The sequence below is a fragment of the Bacillus cereus group sp. BceL220 genome, assembly GCF_051776965.1.
Lineage (GTDB): Bacteria > Bacillota > Bacilli > Bacillales > Bacillaceae_G > Bacillus_A > Bacillus_A cereus.
This window is the reverse complement of sequence record NZ_JBPWBC010000005.1, coordinates 359,992-374,530: the sequence shown is the minus strand read 5'-3', so window position 1 is coordinate 374,530 and position 14,539 is coordinate 359,992. Positions and strand designations below refer to the sequence as shown.

The window sequence follows — 14,539 nt, the reverse complement described above, 5'->3', positions numbered from 1 at the left end:
GTTCAAATAACGTAGAACGATTTGTATTTTTTCATCAGCTGTAAATTTAGCCATAGAAAAACTGCACCTCCAATTGTTAGACTGTGTCTAACAATTGGGGTGCAGTTCAAAAAGAATTGCTCTTTTTGTGCTTATAAGTTGTGAATATTGAAAAAGATGTGTTAATTTTTCATTATGAAGAGAAAAAGGAGTGATTTTCATGAATGAGATAATACATAAGATAGAGCAACACGTTTCAGTTCGTAAATATAAAGAAGAATCAATTCCGAAAGATGTAGTAGAAAAAATGGTGCACGCTGCACAGCATGCGGCTTCATCACATTTTGTACAGGCGTATTCTGTCATATATGTAACAAATCAGGAATTAAAGGCTAAATTAGCAGAGTTATCCGGAAATCGCCATGTGAAAGACTGCGCAGCATTCTTTGTTTGTTGTGCAGATTTAAAACGACTTGAAATTGCATGTGAAAAACATGGTACAGAGATAAAGCATGAAGGGGTGGAAGACTTTATCGTTGCGACGGTAGATGCTTCACTTTTTGCGCAAAACTTAGCGTTAGCAGCAGAGTCATTAGGATACGGTATTTGTTATATTGGTGGTATTCGTAATAATCCGAGAGAAGTGAGCGAATTGCTTCATTTACCAGATAAAGTATATCCTGTATTCGGAATGACAGTCGGTGTACCAGATGAAGAACATGGAGTTAAACCACGCTTACCGGTAGCAGCGGTTCTTCATGAAAATGGATATGATGAAAAGAAATATGATGAATTATTAAATGAATATGATGAAACGATGAACTCGTATTACAAAGAAAGATCATCAAACAAGAAAAGCGTAACATGGACGGAATCAATGAGTTCGTTTATGTCTAAAGAAAAAAGAATGCATATGAAAGAGTTTTTAAGTGAAAAAGGATTAAATAAGAAGTGAGTAAAGAGGCAAACCTGTGATGCGGGTTTGCCTTTTTTGAAAGGAGAAATACCTAAGATCAGAAAGTTGTCTATTCTTTCTGATCTTAGGTATTTCGTTTGTTATCATATATATAGAAATAAAAGTTAATAAATTTTTACAAAAGTGATAGAAAATGAGAATGAAATACCAATAGTAAGTAAAGGCAGCTGCTAAAGGGGAACTGAGGAAGGAAGATGCATATGATTTTCGATTCTGAAGAGGATTTAATTATAGCTATGAAAAAACATGATCAAGATGCTTTGAAAGAAGTGATTGATCAATATGGAAAATTAATTTTGTACATTAGTCATAAATCATTAAGTACCCCTACTGAAAAACAATATGTGGATGATTGTTATAACGATGTATTTACTGTTATTTGGTTTAATATCGACCAATTTGATACAGAAAAGGGAAACTTAAAATCTTGGATGATTGGTATTACTAAATTGAAGGCATTGGAATATAAAAAGAAAGTATATAAAGAGAATAAAATCGATAAGGACGTAGAAATAGATACAAGTGTCCATGATAGGTATGAAATAGAACAAGAAGAAGAGATTATGAAAATTGTTCAAGATTTAAATAAGAAAGATCGATATATCTTTTTAAAGAGGTATATTGATGGGTATTCCATTGACGATATTGCAAAAGAATTAAAAGTAACGGCAGATTATATATACAATCGAATTTCTCGTGGGAAGAAAAAACTTCAAAAACTGTGGAAAGGGAGTGTGTAATATGGATAAAAGATTATTATCGATGTTAAATGAGCTCCAATATTCAGAGGAAGAAATTACACGTTTAGAGAAAGAAGCAAATGAGTCTATCAATATAGATAAGTATTATGTGAAAAACGGGGAGTTATTGAAGAAATTAACGGTGCAAATGTTGGAAAAATCAGTTCGGAAAGAGTTGCAAGAAGGAGAGGAAATACAATGTGAAATATTAGTGGAAGAAGGAAGTCTTGTAAATTCTAAAGTTATACCTAATATATTAACCACAGGTGCTACATTTTATTATTACATTGTTTTAACTAATACAAGGTTACAAATTATAGCGTTAGATTGTTATTTTAAAAAGTTAAATGAATACAGTGTATTAGTAAACTCAATTCAAGCAGTTTCGCAACATAAAAAAATGAAAAATGTATATGGAATTAAAATAAATAACAATTATATACAATTAGGAAGTAAAGAGTATAATCAAGAATTAACAGTTTTAATTGGAAGGCTAAAACAATGTGGAGTGAAAGAAGAGAGATATAAAGATTTCGAAAAAAGTTGGATGATTTTTTTCAATGTGTTTGTAATAGCGATAGCTGGGCTTCTAGTTTTAAAATATTTAATGTGAAAATAAAAAGCGGCATAATAGCCGCTTTTTATCGTTTGGTTAGTATTTTATTTATGATTTTGTATTTTGAAAAACTTACTTATAATAAATGCAAACTTTCAATAAGAAGATACATACCCGTGCAACTTAAAAGGATGCACGTAAATATTTTGAAAATTCGTTTATTAAGCCGTTTGAAAATAATTTGCCCTATATACAAACCTAGAAATACGATTGGAATAGCGTAAAAACTTGATTCCCAAATTGTTTTGTTTGTGTCAGTAAAGAGTATTTGAGTTAGTAGGCTAATGAAATATATAAATAGATAAAAAGCTAAAGTAGTTGCTCTCAATTTCTCTTTTTTCGTATCAGTTCCTGTAAAGTAAAGTAACAGGGGTGGTCCTGGCATACCGATACTTGTCGTTAAAAGACCGGATAATCCGCCCACTAAGAAATCTCTAGATTTTGTTGATTTAATCTTAAAGTTGCATATTAGCATCAACGTTAATAGTAAAAGCAGGATGCTAATTGCTAATTTAAAAGTGTTGATGTTAATGGAAGTGAAAATGAAAATGCCAAAAGGAACACCAACTATACTTCCGAAAATTAATCTTTTCAGTAGTATAAAATCAATATCTATTCTTATTTTCCAAATGAGTGATATGGAAATAATTAATGATAAAATGATATTTATTTGTATAGCTTCTTGTGGTAGAAATAACATGAGTAAGAAAGGTGTTGCCATAATAGAAAAGCCAAAACCTGTACTTGTTTGTAAAATAGAAGCTACTAATATAATACATATGAAAATGAATATAATTTCCAAAATAGCCCCCCTACATAATCAAATTTAATAAATATTTTAACATAAAGTGAAACTTTAATCAGTGGGAGGCTTACTGCACGGCAAATAGCCGCTTTTTATGTTGCATTTAATATTCTAATGATGATCCTGTAGTTTTAAAGTATTTTTCTCGTGAAGGAGTCATTACCCGGATTGCTAATAAACAGGAAAGGAAAAGAATGAGTAACGAGCTACTTATTACAGTAAATTGAACGGAAAGAAATTGTGCGGATGCCCCAATTGCTAAAACGAAAAAGATTTGGATGAAATTTTTTATGGAATCAAACACGCTATCGATACGTCCTATCATATATATAGGGATGTTATTTTGATAAAATGTTATAAAGCCAGTACCAGCAAATGATGAAGAAATACCAAGTAAAATGAAACCACCTGCTGCGACTATAAATGAATTTGAAAAGGCGAAAATTACATAGCCTATTGCTGTGAAAATCATACCTAATCCGATACAATGTTGAATTGGTAATCGTTTGGCAAAGAGAGAGACGAGAAATGAACCGGAAACGTAAGCAGCGCCAGTTATACTAACAAGCATACTGTATTCTATATCGGTTAAAAACAGTACTTGCCTCGTAAAAACAACTTCTTGTGAATCGAGTGCCATAGAAACAAGCATAGTCGCTTGAAATAAAACGAATATGAGAATAATGTACGTTTCTGTTCGAGCGAACGAAAAAACTTGTTTCCAATCACTTCGTAATGTTTGTACAAAAGTATTTGCAACTTCTTCGTTTTGCTTTGTTTGTAATGTAATGTTTGGCAAGAAGTAAATGAGAATGGTAGAAAGTAGAAATGAAAGTGAGTTGCAGTAAATAACAAAGGCTGCTGAGTACGTGGTGAGAAGTATTCCAGCAAGAGCTGGACCGATAATAAAAGCCCCGTTTGTACATAGGCTATTCCATGCATTAAATTGAGCGCGCTCTTCAGCTCGTATGAGCATTGTTTTATAAGTAAATGAAGCTGGATCGAAAAATGATGTAGCGATGCGAGTTAAAAAGATGAACATATAAATGGCCCAAATAGAATCAAATAATGGAATACAGCCAATGAGAGCTGCTCGAATTATATCTGTGATGAGCATAATGGACCGTTTGTTTAATCGATCTACTATACTACCAGACCATATTTTTGTAACAACAGTGGCGATTGGACCAACAATCCATAATCCTGCTACAGCAGCAGGTGAGTTTGTGCTATTTAACACCATTAAGTTTAGAGCGATGAGATACATAAAATCACCTAAACGAGAAATTCCTGTTCCCGACAATAATAATAATTTATTTTTCATGAATAAATGGTCCTTTCTTTCATTGTTTTTTAATCCTGCAGGAAATAGCGTATTCCTCTTCAGAGTTTGATTGACGAGCGGTTTTGTTTTCCCAGCGTAATAAAACTTGTGTAATCTCCCAAGTAAGCTGTTGTAATTCCTCTGGAGTTAAAAATAAATGAGATACAATATGACTACCTGTATTCGTTCCTTCTGTGCCGCTTTCTTCAATATAGAAATGAGCAGCTTTTGCTTTATAATATTTTTCAATAATCCCTCGTTTTTCCTTCGTTTCTACTAATTCAAGCAACCCTCCATCATATAAAATTTGAACGTGATAATGTACGCTTCCAGCAGATTTATTTAGTTTAGTAGCAACTTGTTTTGCAGTAAGTGCTTCATCTTTTAAAAGGTGAAGAATTTGAATGCGAGTTGCATTGGAAATGAGCTTCTGCTGCTCAGCTGAAATAGTAAGTCTATCGTCAAACATTATGGCACCCCTTTTCTTATAATCTAAATTTATTGTACATTCTAAAAAATTAGAACGTAAGGAAAATAAATCGTCTTTTTCCTCTGTATTTCGACATAAATAAAAATAGCATGTTTATAAACATGCTATTAAGTAGAAGGAGATTCTTCATTAAATTCCCCGCGATAAAATAAAAACAGCCATATAAAACTTACAAAAATACAACATATAGCTAATAAACTACCAATCATTTGAGGAGAAAGAATTTCTAACAGCCCTCCTGTAAAAAACATCGATAACTGAATAAGAGATCCGTAAATAGAATAATGGAATGAAAAAACTTTACCTATCATATTTTCGTGTGTGTAAGTTTGAAGTAATGTCGTATCAAGTGGAACGATGATTCCTCCTGCTATACGCATACAGAATAAAGTAATGATACCGATAATAAGTTGATCGGATAGAATGAATCCGAGAAAGAAAATTCCTTGTAATAAGTAGGACCAACCGAATACTTTTTTCATTTTTTCTTTATTATGGGATATATAAAGATTAACGAGAAGGCTTCCTATCATAAGCCCAGCCCCTTGAACCGTATATAAAATCCCAATGTTCGTATGGAAAATTTTTTCGGCATAGATCGTTAGAAGTAGTTGATAAGCGCCTCCAATAATCCCCCATGAAATGCCGACAAGAATTAATGTTAAAATGATTTTTGTTTGTAATATGTATGTATAACCACCTTTTATATCAGTGAAAAATGCTTTGTTCTTGTTACAAGTATCATGAGCAGGAATACTCATATTATAAATAAAATAGGCTGAAAGAAAGTATGATAGGCTATTTACTAAAAAAGCGAACTCAATATGTAAAGATTGTGCAATTACTCCGCCCAAAGAAGCCCCCATAATAGACATAAAACCATTAATTGTACTAGAAAGAGAGTTAGCAGTTACGAAATGATTTTGGTGTACAATATTTTTTAGGGTTGCTTGTTTAGCCGGTTCAAATAAACAAGCAAGTACAGATAAACATATATTAGCAATGAAAATAATCTCAATTTTATAGCCTGCGAGTAAGTATGTAAGGACTAGAATTCCCCGTGTAATATCGGTAAAAATCATAATATTCTTTTTAGAGAAACGATCTACAATTCCGCCTATGAATGGACTAAGAAGAAGCTGTGGTAAACTTTTACTTATAAAAGTAAGTGCGATCATAAACGGCGATTCCGTTATACTGTAGACAAATGTTAATAAAGCTACCGTATGGAACCAATCCCCAAGTACACTTAATGTTTGCCCATAAAATAGTTTATTGAAGTTTTTATTTGTTTTAAGAAGTGTGGAATAAGAAACCGACATAAATAGATTACTCCTTATGTAATGACGATGTTTGAATTTGTTCTTTCCACTCACTTAAATACACTTTTTCCGCTGTAGGAAGTCCAACAGGTAATTGTGCAATCAATTCTAAACTATTTCCATCAGGGTCGTTAAAGTATACGGCTGCATGTGCTAATTCCGGAAAAACAATCGGTTCAATTGGTTCCATTCCAAAGTCTTTTCGTGCTGAAATTCCTTTTTGATTTAGCCAATGAATCGCATTTTCTAAATCATGTAAACTTACTTGAAAGGCGATATGTCGTAAAGAGGGGTGATAATTCACTTTGTATTCTGTGCCTTCCCAAAGGCCGAGCCAACTCTCATTTTCTTTAATCCAAAAGAAAGCAATATTATCTCCTCGTTTATATAATTTTAGCCCTAGTGATTCATAAAAAGGTATTGATACTTTTAAGTTGCGGACAGGTAAATGCGCTTCGTAAAGACCTCTAATCATTGTAATCCCCCTTAGTAAAAATGTTTCTTATTCCATAGTAAACAATATGTTGCTAGTTGAAATCGCAAATAAGAGGGATATAAATTCATACGAAAGTATGAAAAAAACAGCTCAAATATGAGCTGTTTTTCTATAGTTTTTAGTTCATTTGTCAAGGATAGGATATATTAATATCCGTATCCGCCGCCACCCCAACAGCTACATCCGATGATGATTAGAAGGATGAATAGTACGATAAGCAAAGCAAATCCACCGCCGAAACCAGCGCAACTTCCACCATAACTCATATGTTTTCCTCCTTTTTAGTAAGTTAATCTATATGGTTCATGGACTACTATATACAGTATGTTTTTTGTATAGAAAACGAGCCAGTCTCATTTATAATTAGACAAATGCCTGTAGATTCATTAGGATTGTATGTTAGTGATTTGTAAATAAACCTTTACATGATTCGTAATTTAGGCATAGAAAAATAAAAAATTGTAAAAAAAACCATTTTTTTATTTTTTTATGAGAGAATATGTACTATAATTTTACAAGTAATATTATGGGAAAAGGGAGTTTTAGTATAGAGATGGAGATGGGACAATTACAAAATAAAATAGAAAACAAAAAGAAAGAATTAATTCAACTTGTTGCGAGACACGGATTGGATCATGATAAAGTTTTGTTATTTAGTCGTGATTTAGATATACTAATTAATAAGTTTATGAATATAAAAGACAAAGTGCATAAATAAAAAATTTATAGTTTTTTATATTAAGATGTTTCACAGAAAGGAGAGGACAGTAATTGGAACATTTACAGGAAGAATTGTATAAACAAATAAAAGAAGAAAAAGGTACAGTTACAATTTTCTTAAAGAGTGGCGTTAGAATAGTAGGAGAAGTTGTTGGAGTAGATAAATTTACAGTTTTAATTTTAGTGGATGGAAAACAACAGCTTATTTATAAGCAGGCTATATCAACAATAATGAAATAAGACACTCTTGTTGAGTGTCTTATTTCATTATTGCTTGCATGCCTCAACATCAATGCCGGCAGCAATTAACTTCTTTTCTCCATCTTGTTCAATAATTTTTTGTAATTTAGATAGGAAAGAATCAAAGTTTGTATGCTTTGCTACTTGGAATGTCATTTTATGTTCAATTGGTAGCCACGTATCAATATCAGCTTCGTTATGCTGGATTTTCACCTCAAGTTTATCGAGTGCATTAGCAACTTTTGCTTCGTACGTTTCTTTTGCTTCAAACTCCATCCATAAGTCATATAATTCCTCACCGAGAGAACCTGTTAACGTTTGTTTAATATTTAAAATAGCTTCTAGTTCATTTTTTTGTTTTTGTAGCTGTAATTCGTGACTATTCATCGTATCAAATGCAGGGATATCACCAGCTTCGGCTTCGACTAGGTCGTGAATAATAACCATTTTAAGTAATTTCTCAATATTTACTTTTTGATCCAAATAAGGTTCAACTAAAATGGCCATTAGAGACATACGCCATGTATGTTCGGCAACACTTTCTTGACGCCCGTTGGAAAGCCAGCTATGTCGCATTTCATATTTTAGTTTTTCTGCTAATGCAATGACTTGTAAAATGTTGTGTTCCATCGTGAGCCTCCTCATGTTTTTATACCATAATTCTAATATAGAAATGAAATGTGTCAATTTCATGAGTATATTGCGATAAACAGATGATAAGCGTATAATACATGTTATATGTGAAAACGTATTATTAAAATAAAAAAATGTTATATGAAAATGGAAAGGAAAGGGCAGAAATATGGGAGAAAAAAATCAAGTATTAGCTAGACCACAAAGAAGAAAAAGGAAGTTTGATATTTCTAGCCCAGTGGGCATTATAGTAGGTTTCATCATAGTGATAGCGGCGATTATGCTTGGCGGCGGTGGAATAAAAGCTTTCAAAAACTTTTTAGATATTTCATCTATTTTAATTGTCATAGGGGGAACAACAGCGACAATTGTTGTGGCATATCGATTTGGAGAAATAAAAAAATATACGAAAAGTATTTTCACTGTTTTACATAGAAGAGAAGAAGATTTAGAACAGTTAACGAATTTGTTTGTTGATTTTTCGAAAAAGTCTAAAAAGAACGGCTTGCTTTCTTTAGAGGTTGATGGAGAGCAAGTAGACAATCCTTTTATTCAAAAAGGAATTCGATTAATGTTAAGCGGTTACGATGAAGATGAATTAAAAGAAGTGTTATTGAAAGATATTGAAACGGAAGTGTATGAGTTAAGAAAAGGAGCGGCATTATTAGATAAAATTGGTGATTTTGCTCCAGCTTGGGGAATGATTGGTACGTTAATCGGTCTTATCATTATGCTCCAAAACTTACAAGATACATCGCAAATTGGTACAGGGATGGCAGTTGCGATGTTAACGACATTATATGGGTCTGTACTTGCGAATATGATTGCAATCCCTCTGTCGGAAAAAGTATACCGTGGTATTGAAGATTTATATACAGAGAAGAAGTTTGTAATAGAAGCAATTTCAGAATTGTATCGCGGACAAATCCCTTCTAAATTAAAGTTGAAACTGGATACATACGTATACGAAACAAAGGTAAAAAAGGTAAAAGGAGCAGCCTAATATTTCAAGGAGTGGTATGATGAGTAAAGGACCGCAAAAGGGATCCCCTCGTTGGATGACGACTTTTACAGATTTAACGATGTTATTATTAACTTTCTTCGTATTACTAGTTGCTACATCAAAGCAAGATGCAGTAAAATTGTCAAAGATGCTTGAAAAGTTTAGTGATACGGGGCAAGTAGATGCAAAAGTAATGGAAAATACAATACCAGATATTTCACATGAAAAAAATGATGAAAAAATGATCTCAAAAAAGAGAATGGATGAATTATATAAGAAGTTGAAAGCGTATGTAGATAATAACGGTATTAGTCAAGTGAATGTATATCGAGAGGATACAGGGGTAAGCGTCGTTATAGTAGATAATTTAATATTTGATACAGGCGATGCGAACGTTAAGCCCGAAGCGAAAGGGATAATAAGTCAATTAGTTGGATTTTTTCAATCCGTACCTAACCCAATTGTTGTAGAGGGACATACAGATAGTAGACCTATTCATAACGAGAAATTCCCTTCTAATTGGGAGTTATCTTCAGCACGAGCGGCAAATATGATTCACCATTTAATTGAAGTGTATAATGTGGATGATAAAAGGCTAGCTGCAGTAGGATATGCAGACACAAAGCCAATTGTACCAAATGATTCACCGCAAAACTGGGAAAAAAACCGTCGCGTTGTTATTTATATAAAAGAGTAGTATATTATTATTTTAATAATAAAATAATAAAAATACGAAAATTCTTTTAAAAAAATATTAAATTTTATCATTTTATTTTGTATAATGAGTGAGAATGATAAGGTGAAATATTAAGATATATTTATACATAGAAGGAGAGAATTAAAAAGAATGGCACATAAAATTTTAGTAGTAGACGATGCGATGTTTATGCGAACGATGATTAAAAACTTATTAAAAAGTAATGCTGAATTTGAAGTTATCGGCGAAGCAGAGAATGGGGTAGAAGCAATTCAAAAGTATAAAGAACTTCAACCTGATATTGTAACATTAGATATTACTATGCCAGAAATGGACGGGCTTGAAGCATTAAAAGAAATTATTAAAATTGATTCAAGTGCAAAGGTTGTTATTTGTTCTGCAATGGGACAACAAGGTATGGTATTAGATGCAATTAAGGGCGGGGCAAAAGACTTTATTGTAAAGCCATTCCAAGCGGATCGTGTAATTGAAGCTTTAACAAAAGTAGCAAATAGTTAATATAGAAGGGGTGCCACAAGGAATCAAAACAGTGATAGCGGATCGACGTGTGGCCCCCTTTTTTCTCATTGTAAAACACTAAATTGTTATACATAAATGAAATGTTTGTTAGACAGGTAGGGGATAAAAATGCAAACAGATCTATTAAATATATTTTTCGAAGAGTCAGAAGAACATTTACAGTCGCTAAATGAAAATGTGCTAGTGTTAGAACAAAATCCTGCTGATATGGATGTTGTAGGAGAAATATTCCGATCCGCTCATACATTCAAAGGTATGTCTGCGAGCATGGAATTTACGGAAATGGCTGATTTAACGCATAAGATGGAAAATGTGTTAGATGAAATTCGTCATGGAAATATAGTTGTAAATGCGGATATTATTGATGTGATTTTTGAGTGCATTGATAATTTGGAGAAGATGGTTGCAGATGTGCAACAAGGTGGAATGGGCAATATTGATGTAGCCTCAACTAAACAGAAATTAGAAGCATTATTGAACGGTAATGTAGAAACTCCTACGGAACATATAGAGCAAAATCATATAGACACCGATGATGGAGTTTCGCATGAAGTGCATATAACAGTTGAACAGCAAGCGATTTTAAAAGCAGTACGTGCCATTATGTGTATTGAAGCATTGCAAAATGTAGGGAATATACAAAAAACAGCTCCGAGTATTGAAGAAATTGAAGCAGATGCTTTCGGATTTGAATTTACAGTATTTATGGATACGGATTGTAGTATAGAAGAGTTGAAACAAGTAGTACTTCATGTTTCTGAAATTGAGAAAGTGGAAGTAAAGCAAGGAGAACCTATATCGAAGGAAGTAGCTTCTAAAAAAGTCGTGACACAAGAAGTTGTGCAAGTAGAAGAAAAGCTACAACCTGCTGTGGTTACGCAAGTAAAATCACCGATAGAGGCAACGAATCAACCTTCAAGTACTATGCCAGCTAAAAGTACTACAAAAACGAAAAATGCTAAAGTGGAGAATCGTTCAATTCGTGTTCAATTAGAGAAAATCGAAAGATTAATGAATATGTTTGAAGAAAGTGTAATTGAACGTGGGCGCATTGATGAATTGGCTCAAATAATTCAAAACAAGGAGCTAATTGAACATTTAAATCGATTAGGCGATATTTCAAAAGATATTCAAAATGTACTATTAAATATGCGTATGGTGCCGATTGAAACTGTGTTCAATCGTTTCCCGCGTATGGTACGTATGTTAGCGAAAGATTTAGGGAAAAAAATCGATTTACAAATTACAGGTGAAGATACTGAAGTAGATAAAATTGTTATTGATGAAATCGGCGATCCGCTCGTTCATTTAATTCGAAATGCAATCGATCACGGTGTTGAAACTGTTGAAAAACGACGTGATGCAGGTAAAAATGAGACAGGTACGATTAAATTAGAAGCCTTTCATAGTGGAAATCATGTCGTTATTCAAATTACGGATGATGGAAACGGTATTAATAAAGGGAAAGTATTAGAAAAAGCGATTAAAAATGGCGTTGTAACTGAAGCGGATGCGAATAGATTAACAGATCGTGAAGTGTTTGATCTTATTTTCCAACCGGGATTTAGTACAGCTGAAGTTGTATCAGATCTTTCTGGACGCGGTGTCGGATTAGATGTTGTAAAACATACGATTCATAGTTTAGGTGGACATTTAATTATTGATTCTGAGGAAGGAAAGGGAAGTACATTTAGAATTGAACTTCCATTAACGTTATCTATTATTCAATCTATGCTTGTTCAAACGAATGATAAGCGTTATGCTTTACCTCTTGGAAATATCGTTGAAGCAATTCGAATTAAGAGAGAAGACATCCAATCCTTACAAGGAAAAGATGTGTTAAATTATCGTAATCAAATTATTGAAGTGAAACATTTAAGTACTGTATTTGGTGAAAAAACAGTAGATGAGGCGTTTGCGTCATATGATGGTCAAATGGTTCCTGTGTTAATTGTTCGTAATACACATCGCAGCTATGGACTTATTGTAAACACAATTATCGGTCAAAGAGAAATAGTCTTAAAGTCATTAGGTGACTTCTTTGCAGAGAGTTCTAACTATTTCTCTGGTGCGACGATTCTCGGTGATGGACGAGTGGTCCTCATTTTAAACCCAGAAGGTTTATAATAGGAATGAAGGAAAGCTCCCCACTTGTATACAATTGGGGAGCTTTTTGGCTAATCGTTACTAATCTAATAATGGGAATACATACATATTAACGTTTTATATAATAAGTTTGCTAAAATCAAATGAGAGTTTATATTATTTGATAGAAAAACAGAAATGAGGAGGCAGGGAAAATGCCTGAGCAACACACAAAAGGGGATACGAGCACGATTGTGCTAGAAAAAGAAAATGAGCATTTAACGCCTCAAGAATGCGATATTCTTGGCGAAATTGCAAATATATCATTTGGTTCAGCTTCGACTGTATTATCAACGATTTTAAATAGGCAAGTAAGCATTACTGCTCCTCGCATAGAGTTGGTAGATTTATATGATTCAAGAGATGTCGAAGTTCCACATGTTGTATTAAACATTCATTTTACAAAAGGATTAGATATGGAAAATCTTCTTGTTCTTAAACAAGATGTTGCATTGTCCATTGCTGATTTAATGATGATGGGAACAGGTGAAGTGGAGGATGGAAAAGAACTTGGTGAATTAGAACTAAGTGCTGTACAAGAAGCGATGAATCAAATGATGGGATTCGCAGCTACATCTATGTCTGAATTCTTCCAAGATACAGTAGATATGTCTCCGCCGACGATTAATGTTGTAAAGTTATCAGAAGAAATGGAGAAAATCTCTGAAATCGATGGGAATCATACGATTGTTAAAGTGTCGTTTGATTTAAAGATAGATAATCTTGTAAACTCTAAACTTGTACAAATTGTTTCAGTTGAGCATGCGAAACAAATGGTAAATAAATTAATGCAATTATCTGGTGGAGTAGAAGAAAAAGACGAGCCAGCAGAAGTAGTGGAAACTGAGATTGTAGAAGAAGTTGAAAAAGAGCATTTAACACAAGAAGAGAAAGATGTGCTTGGTGAAATTGCAAATATTTCAATTGGTTCCGCTTCAACAGTATTGTCAACGCTTTTAAATCAGCCAGTTACAATTAGTACACCAAATGTGGAAGCAATCAATGTTCGTCATTATGATGGAGTACCAGTGCCATTTGTTATTTTAAATGTTGACTTTGTTGAAGGGCTAAAGAATGAGAATGTATTCGTATTTACGAAAGATGTCGCCTTAACAATGGTAGATTTAATGATGATGGGAACAGGGGAAGTTGATCCGGAAAAAGAGCTTACTGAATTAGAACTGAGCGGTATTAAAGAAATTATGAACCAAATGATGGGTCACGCTGCTACGGCGATGTCAGAAATGTTCCAAGAAAAAATGGACATGACGCCGCCAAATGTTAAATTTGTAACGTTAAAAGAAGAAATGGAGTATTTGGGAGAGTCAATGGAAGTGGACGAACTCGTTCAAATTACGTTCAATCTTGAAATTGGTGATCTGCTTCAATCGAAAATGTATCAAATTTTGCCAATTTCTGAAGCGAAAGAAATGGTAAGGCGACTTCTGTATCCAATGGTGGAAGAAGAAGAGATTGCCACAGAAGAAATTGAAGAAGAAAAAATTGTAGAACCAGTTGTGCAACCTATTGAATTTAAAGAAGTAAAACAAATGGAACCAGTATATATGGACACGTCCATTCTACAAAATGTAGAAATGAACGTGAAATTTGTATTTGGAAGTACAGTGAAAACGATTCAAGATATATTAAGTTTACAAGAAAATGAAGCAGTTGTACTAGATGAGGATATTGATGAACCAATTCGTATTTATGTAAATGATGTATTAGTGGCGTATGGTGAACTTGTAAATGTAGATGGATTTTTCGGAGTAAAAGTGACGAAATCACTATAAGGCATTGAAATAGGAGTTTG

At 33.2% G+C, this 14,539-nt stretch carries 17 protein-coding genes; 10 read left to right on the top strand and 7 right to left on the bottom strand.

Annotated elements, in window-relative coordinates; all coding sequences use genetic code 11:
- Positions 1–199: 199 nt before the first annotated feature.
- The 3 genes from nfsA to ACS2FK_RS16735 all read left to right on the top strand — a co-directional run bounded on the left by nfsA (position 200) and on the right by ACS2FK_RS16735 (position 2,308).
- A complete protein-coding gene (gene nfsA, locus ACS2FK_RS16745) occupies positions 200–934 on the top strand; it encodes an oxygen-insensitive NADPH nitroreductase (protein WP_001002379.1) in 735 nt (244 codons plus the stop codon).
- Positions 935–1,149: 215 nt separating this feature from the next.
- Complete coding sequence (locus ACS2FK_RS16740) at positions 1,150–1,695, top strand: sigma-70 family RNA polymerase sigma factor (RefSeq protein ID WP_063546960.1); 546 nt, start codon at positions 1,150–1,152, stop codon at positions 1,693–1,695.
- A 1-nt stretch (position 1,696) separates the two neighbouring features.
- Positions 1,697–2,308: a hypothetical protein gene (locus ACS2FK_RS16735; protein ID WP_063546961.1), complete on the top strand. Its 612-nt coding sequence runs from the start codon at positions 1,697–1,699 to the stop codon at positions 2,306–2,308.
- Between the two features lie 79 nt (positions 2,309–2,387).
- Here the strand turns inward: ACS2FK_RS16735 and ACS2FK_RS16730 are convergent, their stop codons facing one another.
- The 6 genes from ACS2FK_RS16730 to ACS2FK_RS16705 all read right to left on the bottom strand — a co-directional run bounded on the left by ACS2FK_RS16730 (position 2,388) and on the right by ACS2FK_RS16705 (position 7,014).
- Positions 2,388–3,113 carry a sulfite exporter TauE/SafE family protein gene (locus ACS2FK_RS16730; RefSeq protein WP_063546962.1) on the bottom strand — a complete coding sequence of 242 codons (726 nt, stop codon included), beginning with the start codon at positions 3,111–3,113 and terminating at the stop codon, positions 2,388–2,390.
- A gap of 106 nt (positions 3,114–3,219) precedes the next feature.
- A complete protein-coding gene (locus tag ACS2FK_RS16725) occupies positions 3,220–4,440 on the bottom strand; it encodes an MFS transporter (RefSeq protein ID WP_000791674.1) in 1,221 nt (406 codons plus the stop codon).
- Positions 4,441–4,459: 19 nt separating this feature from the next.
- Entirely contained in the window at positions 4,460–4,909 is a 450-nt protein-coding gene (locus ACS2FK_RS16720) for an ArsR/SmtB family transcription factor (RefSeq protein WP_000459089.1), read from the bottom strand.
- Between the two features lie 128 nt (positions 4,910–5,037).
- Positions 5,038–6,252 (bottom strand): MFS transporter, encoded by a 1,215-nt coding sequence (locus ACS2FK_RS16715; RefSeq protein ID WP_063546963.1) that lies wholly within the window; start codon positions 6,250–6,252, stop codon positions 5,038–5,040.
- 7 nt (positions 6,253–6,259) lie between these two features.
- On the bottom strand, positions 6,260–6,727 hold the full coding sequence (locus tag ACS2FK_RS16710) for a VOC family protein (RefSeq protein ID WP_033696135.1): 468 nt from the start codon (positions 6,725–6,727) through the stop codon (positions 6,260–6,262).
- Between the two features lie 167 nt (positions 6,728–6,894).
- On the bottom strand, positions 6,895–7,014 hold the full coding sequence (locus ACS2FK_RS16705; protein ID WP_000120179.1) for a YjcZ family sporulation protein: 120 nt from the start codon (positions 7,012–7,014) through the stop codon (positions 6,895–6,897).
- A 233-nt stretch (positions 7,015–7,247) separates the two neighbouring features.
- Between ACS2FK_RS16705 and ACS2FK_RS16700 the strand changes: the two genes are divergently transcribed.
- Together ACS2FK_RS16700 and hfq are read left to right on the top strand one after the other, a co-directional pair.
- Complete coding sequence (locus ACS2FK_RS16700; protein WP_000291691.1) at positions 7,248–7,466, top strand: aspartyl-phosphate phosphatase Spo0E family protein; 219 nt, start codon at positions 7,248–7,250, stop codon at positions 7,464–7,466.
- Between the two features lie 53 nt (positions 7,467–7,519).
- Positions 7,520–7,708 (top strand): RNA chaperone Hfq, encoded by a 189-nt coding sequence (gene hfq, locus ACS2FK_RS16695; protein WP_000400665.1) that lies wholly within the window; start codon positions 7,520–7,522, stop codon positions 7,706–7,708.
- Between the two features lie 27 nt (positions 7,709–7,735).
- Here the strand turns inward: hfq and ACS2FK_RS16690 are convergent, their stop codons facing one another.
- Positions 7,736–8,338: an HD domain-containing protein gene (locus ACS2FK_RS16690; RefSeq protein WP_016513063.1), complete on the bottom strand. Its 603-nt coding sequence runs from the start codon at positions 8,336–8,338 to the stop codon at positions 7,736–7,738.
- A gap of 172 nt (positions 8,339–8,510) precedes the next feature.
- On the opposite strand from ACS2FK_RS16690, the gene ACS2FK_RS16685 reads away from it, so the two are divergent.
- From ACS2FK_RS16685 to ACS2FK_RS16665, 5 genes are all read left to right on the top strand, one after another.
- Entirely contained in the window at positions 8,511–9,344 is an 834-nt protein-coding gene (locus ACS2FK_RS16685; protein ID WP_000504188.1) for a MotA/TolQ/ExbB proton channel family protein, read from the top strand.
- Between the two features lie 19 nt (positions 9,345–9,363).
- A complete protein-coding gene (locus tag ACS2FK_RS16680) occupies positions 9,364–10,041 on the top strand; it encodes an OmpA family protein (protein ID WP_000033627.1) in 678 nt (225 codons plus the stop codon).
- Between the two features lie 150 nt (positions 10,042–10,191).
- The gene (locus ACS2FK_RS16675) at positions 10,192–10,560 is read left to right on the top strand and encodes a response regulator (protein WP_000940568.1); all 369 of its coding nucleotides are present in this window, start codon (positions 10,192–10,194) and stop codon (positions 10,558–10,560) included.
- Positions 10,561–10,689: 129 nt separating this feature from the next.
- Entirely contained in the window at positions 10,690–12,708 is a 2,019-nt protein-coding gene (locus ACS2FK_RS16670; RefSeq protein WP_001192617.1) for a chemotaxis protein CheA, read from the top strand.
- Positions 12,709–12,881: 173 nt separating this feature from the next.
- Positions 12,882–14,519: a flagellar motor switch protein gene (locus ACS2FK_RS16665; protein ID WP_001115016.1), complete on the top strand. Its 1,638-nt coding sequence runs from the start codon at positions 12,882–12,884 to the stop codon at positions 14,517–14,519.
- Positions 14,520–14,539: the final 20 nt, after the last annotated feature.

Excerpts from the sequence above, each read along its gene's own strand:
- nfsA (WP_001002379.1), top strand. The coding sequence starts at position 200 with ATGAATGAGATAATACATAAGATAGAGCAACACGTTTCAGTTCGTAAA.
- ACS2FK_RS16740 (WP_063546960.1), top strand. The coding sequence starts at position 1,150 with ATGCATATGATTTTCGATTCTGAAGAGGATTTAATTATAGCTATGAAA.
- ACS2FK_RS16735 (WP_063546961.1), top strand. The coding sequence starts at position 1,697 with ATGGATAAAAGATTATTATCGATGTTAAATGAGCTCCAATATTCAGAG.
- ACS2FK_RS16725 (WP_000791674.1), bottom strand. The coding sequence starts at position 4,440 with ATGAAAAATAAATTATTATTATTGTCGGGAACAGGAATTTCTCGTTTA.
- ACS2FK_RS16720 (WP_000459089.1), bottom strand. The coding sequence starts at position 4,909 with ATGTTTGACGATAGACTTACTATTTCAGCTGAGCAGCAGAAGCTCATT.
- ACS2FK_RS16715 (WP_063546963.1), bottom strand. The coding sequence starts at position 6,252 with ATGTCGGTTTCTTATTCCACACTTCTTAAAACAAATAAAAACTTCAAT.
- ACS2FK_RS16710 (WP_033696135.1), bottom strand. The coding sequence starts at position 6,727 with ATGATTAGAGGTCTTTACGAAGCGCATTTACCTGTCCGCAACTTAAAA.
- ACS2FK_RS16705 (WP_000120179.1), bottom strand. The coding sequence starts at position 7,014 with ATGAGTTATGGTGGAAGTTGCGCTGGTTTCGGCGGTGGATTTGCTTTG.
- ACS2FK_RS16700 (WP_000291691.1), top strand. The coding sequence starts at position 7,248 with ATGTACTATAATTTTACAAGTAATATTATGGGAAAAGGGAGTTTTAGT.
- ACS2FK_RS16690 (WP_016513063.1), bottom strand. The coding sequence starts at position 8,338 with ATGGAACACAACATTTTACAAGTCATTGCATTAGCAGAAAAACTAAAA.
- ACS2FK_RS16685 (WP_000504188.1), top strand. The coding sequence starts at position 8,511 with ATGGGAGAAAAAAATCAAGTATTAGCTAGACCACAAAGAAGAAAAAGG.
- ACS2FK_RS16680 (WP_000033627.1), top strand. The coding sequence starts at position 9,364 with ATGAGTAAAGGACCGCAAAAGGGATCCCCTCGTTGGATGACGACTTTT.
- ACS2FK_RS16675 (WP_000940568.1), top strand. The coding sequence starts at position 10,192 with ATGGCACATAAAATTTTAGTAGTAGACGATGCGATGTTTATGCGAACG.
- ACS2FK_RS16670 (WP_001192617.1), top strand. The coding sequence starts at position 10,690 with ATGCAAACAGATCTATTAAATATATTTTTCGAAGAGTCAGAAGAACAT.
- ACS2FK_RS16665 (WP_001115016.1), top strand. The coding sequence starts at position 12,882 with ATGCCTGAGCAACACACAAAAGGGGATACGAGCACGATTGTGCTAGAA.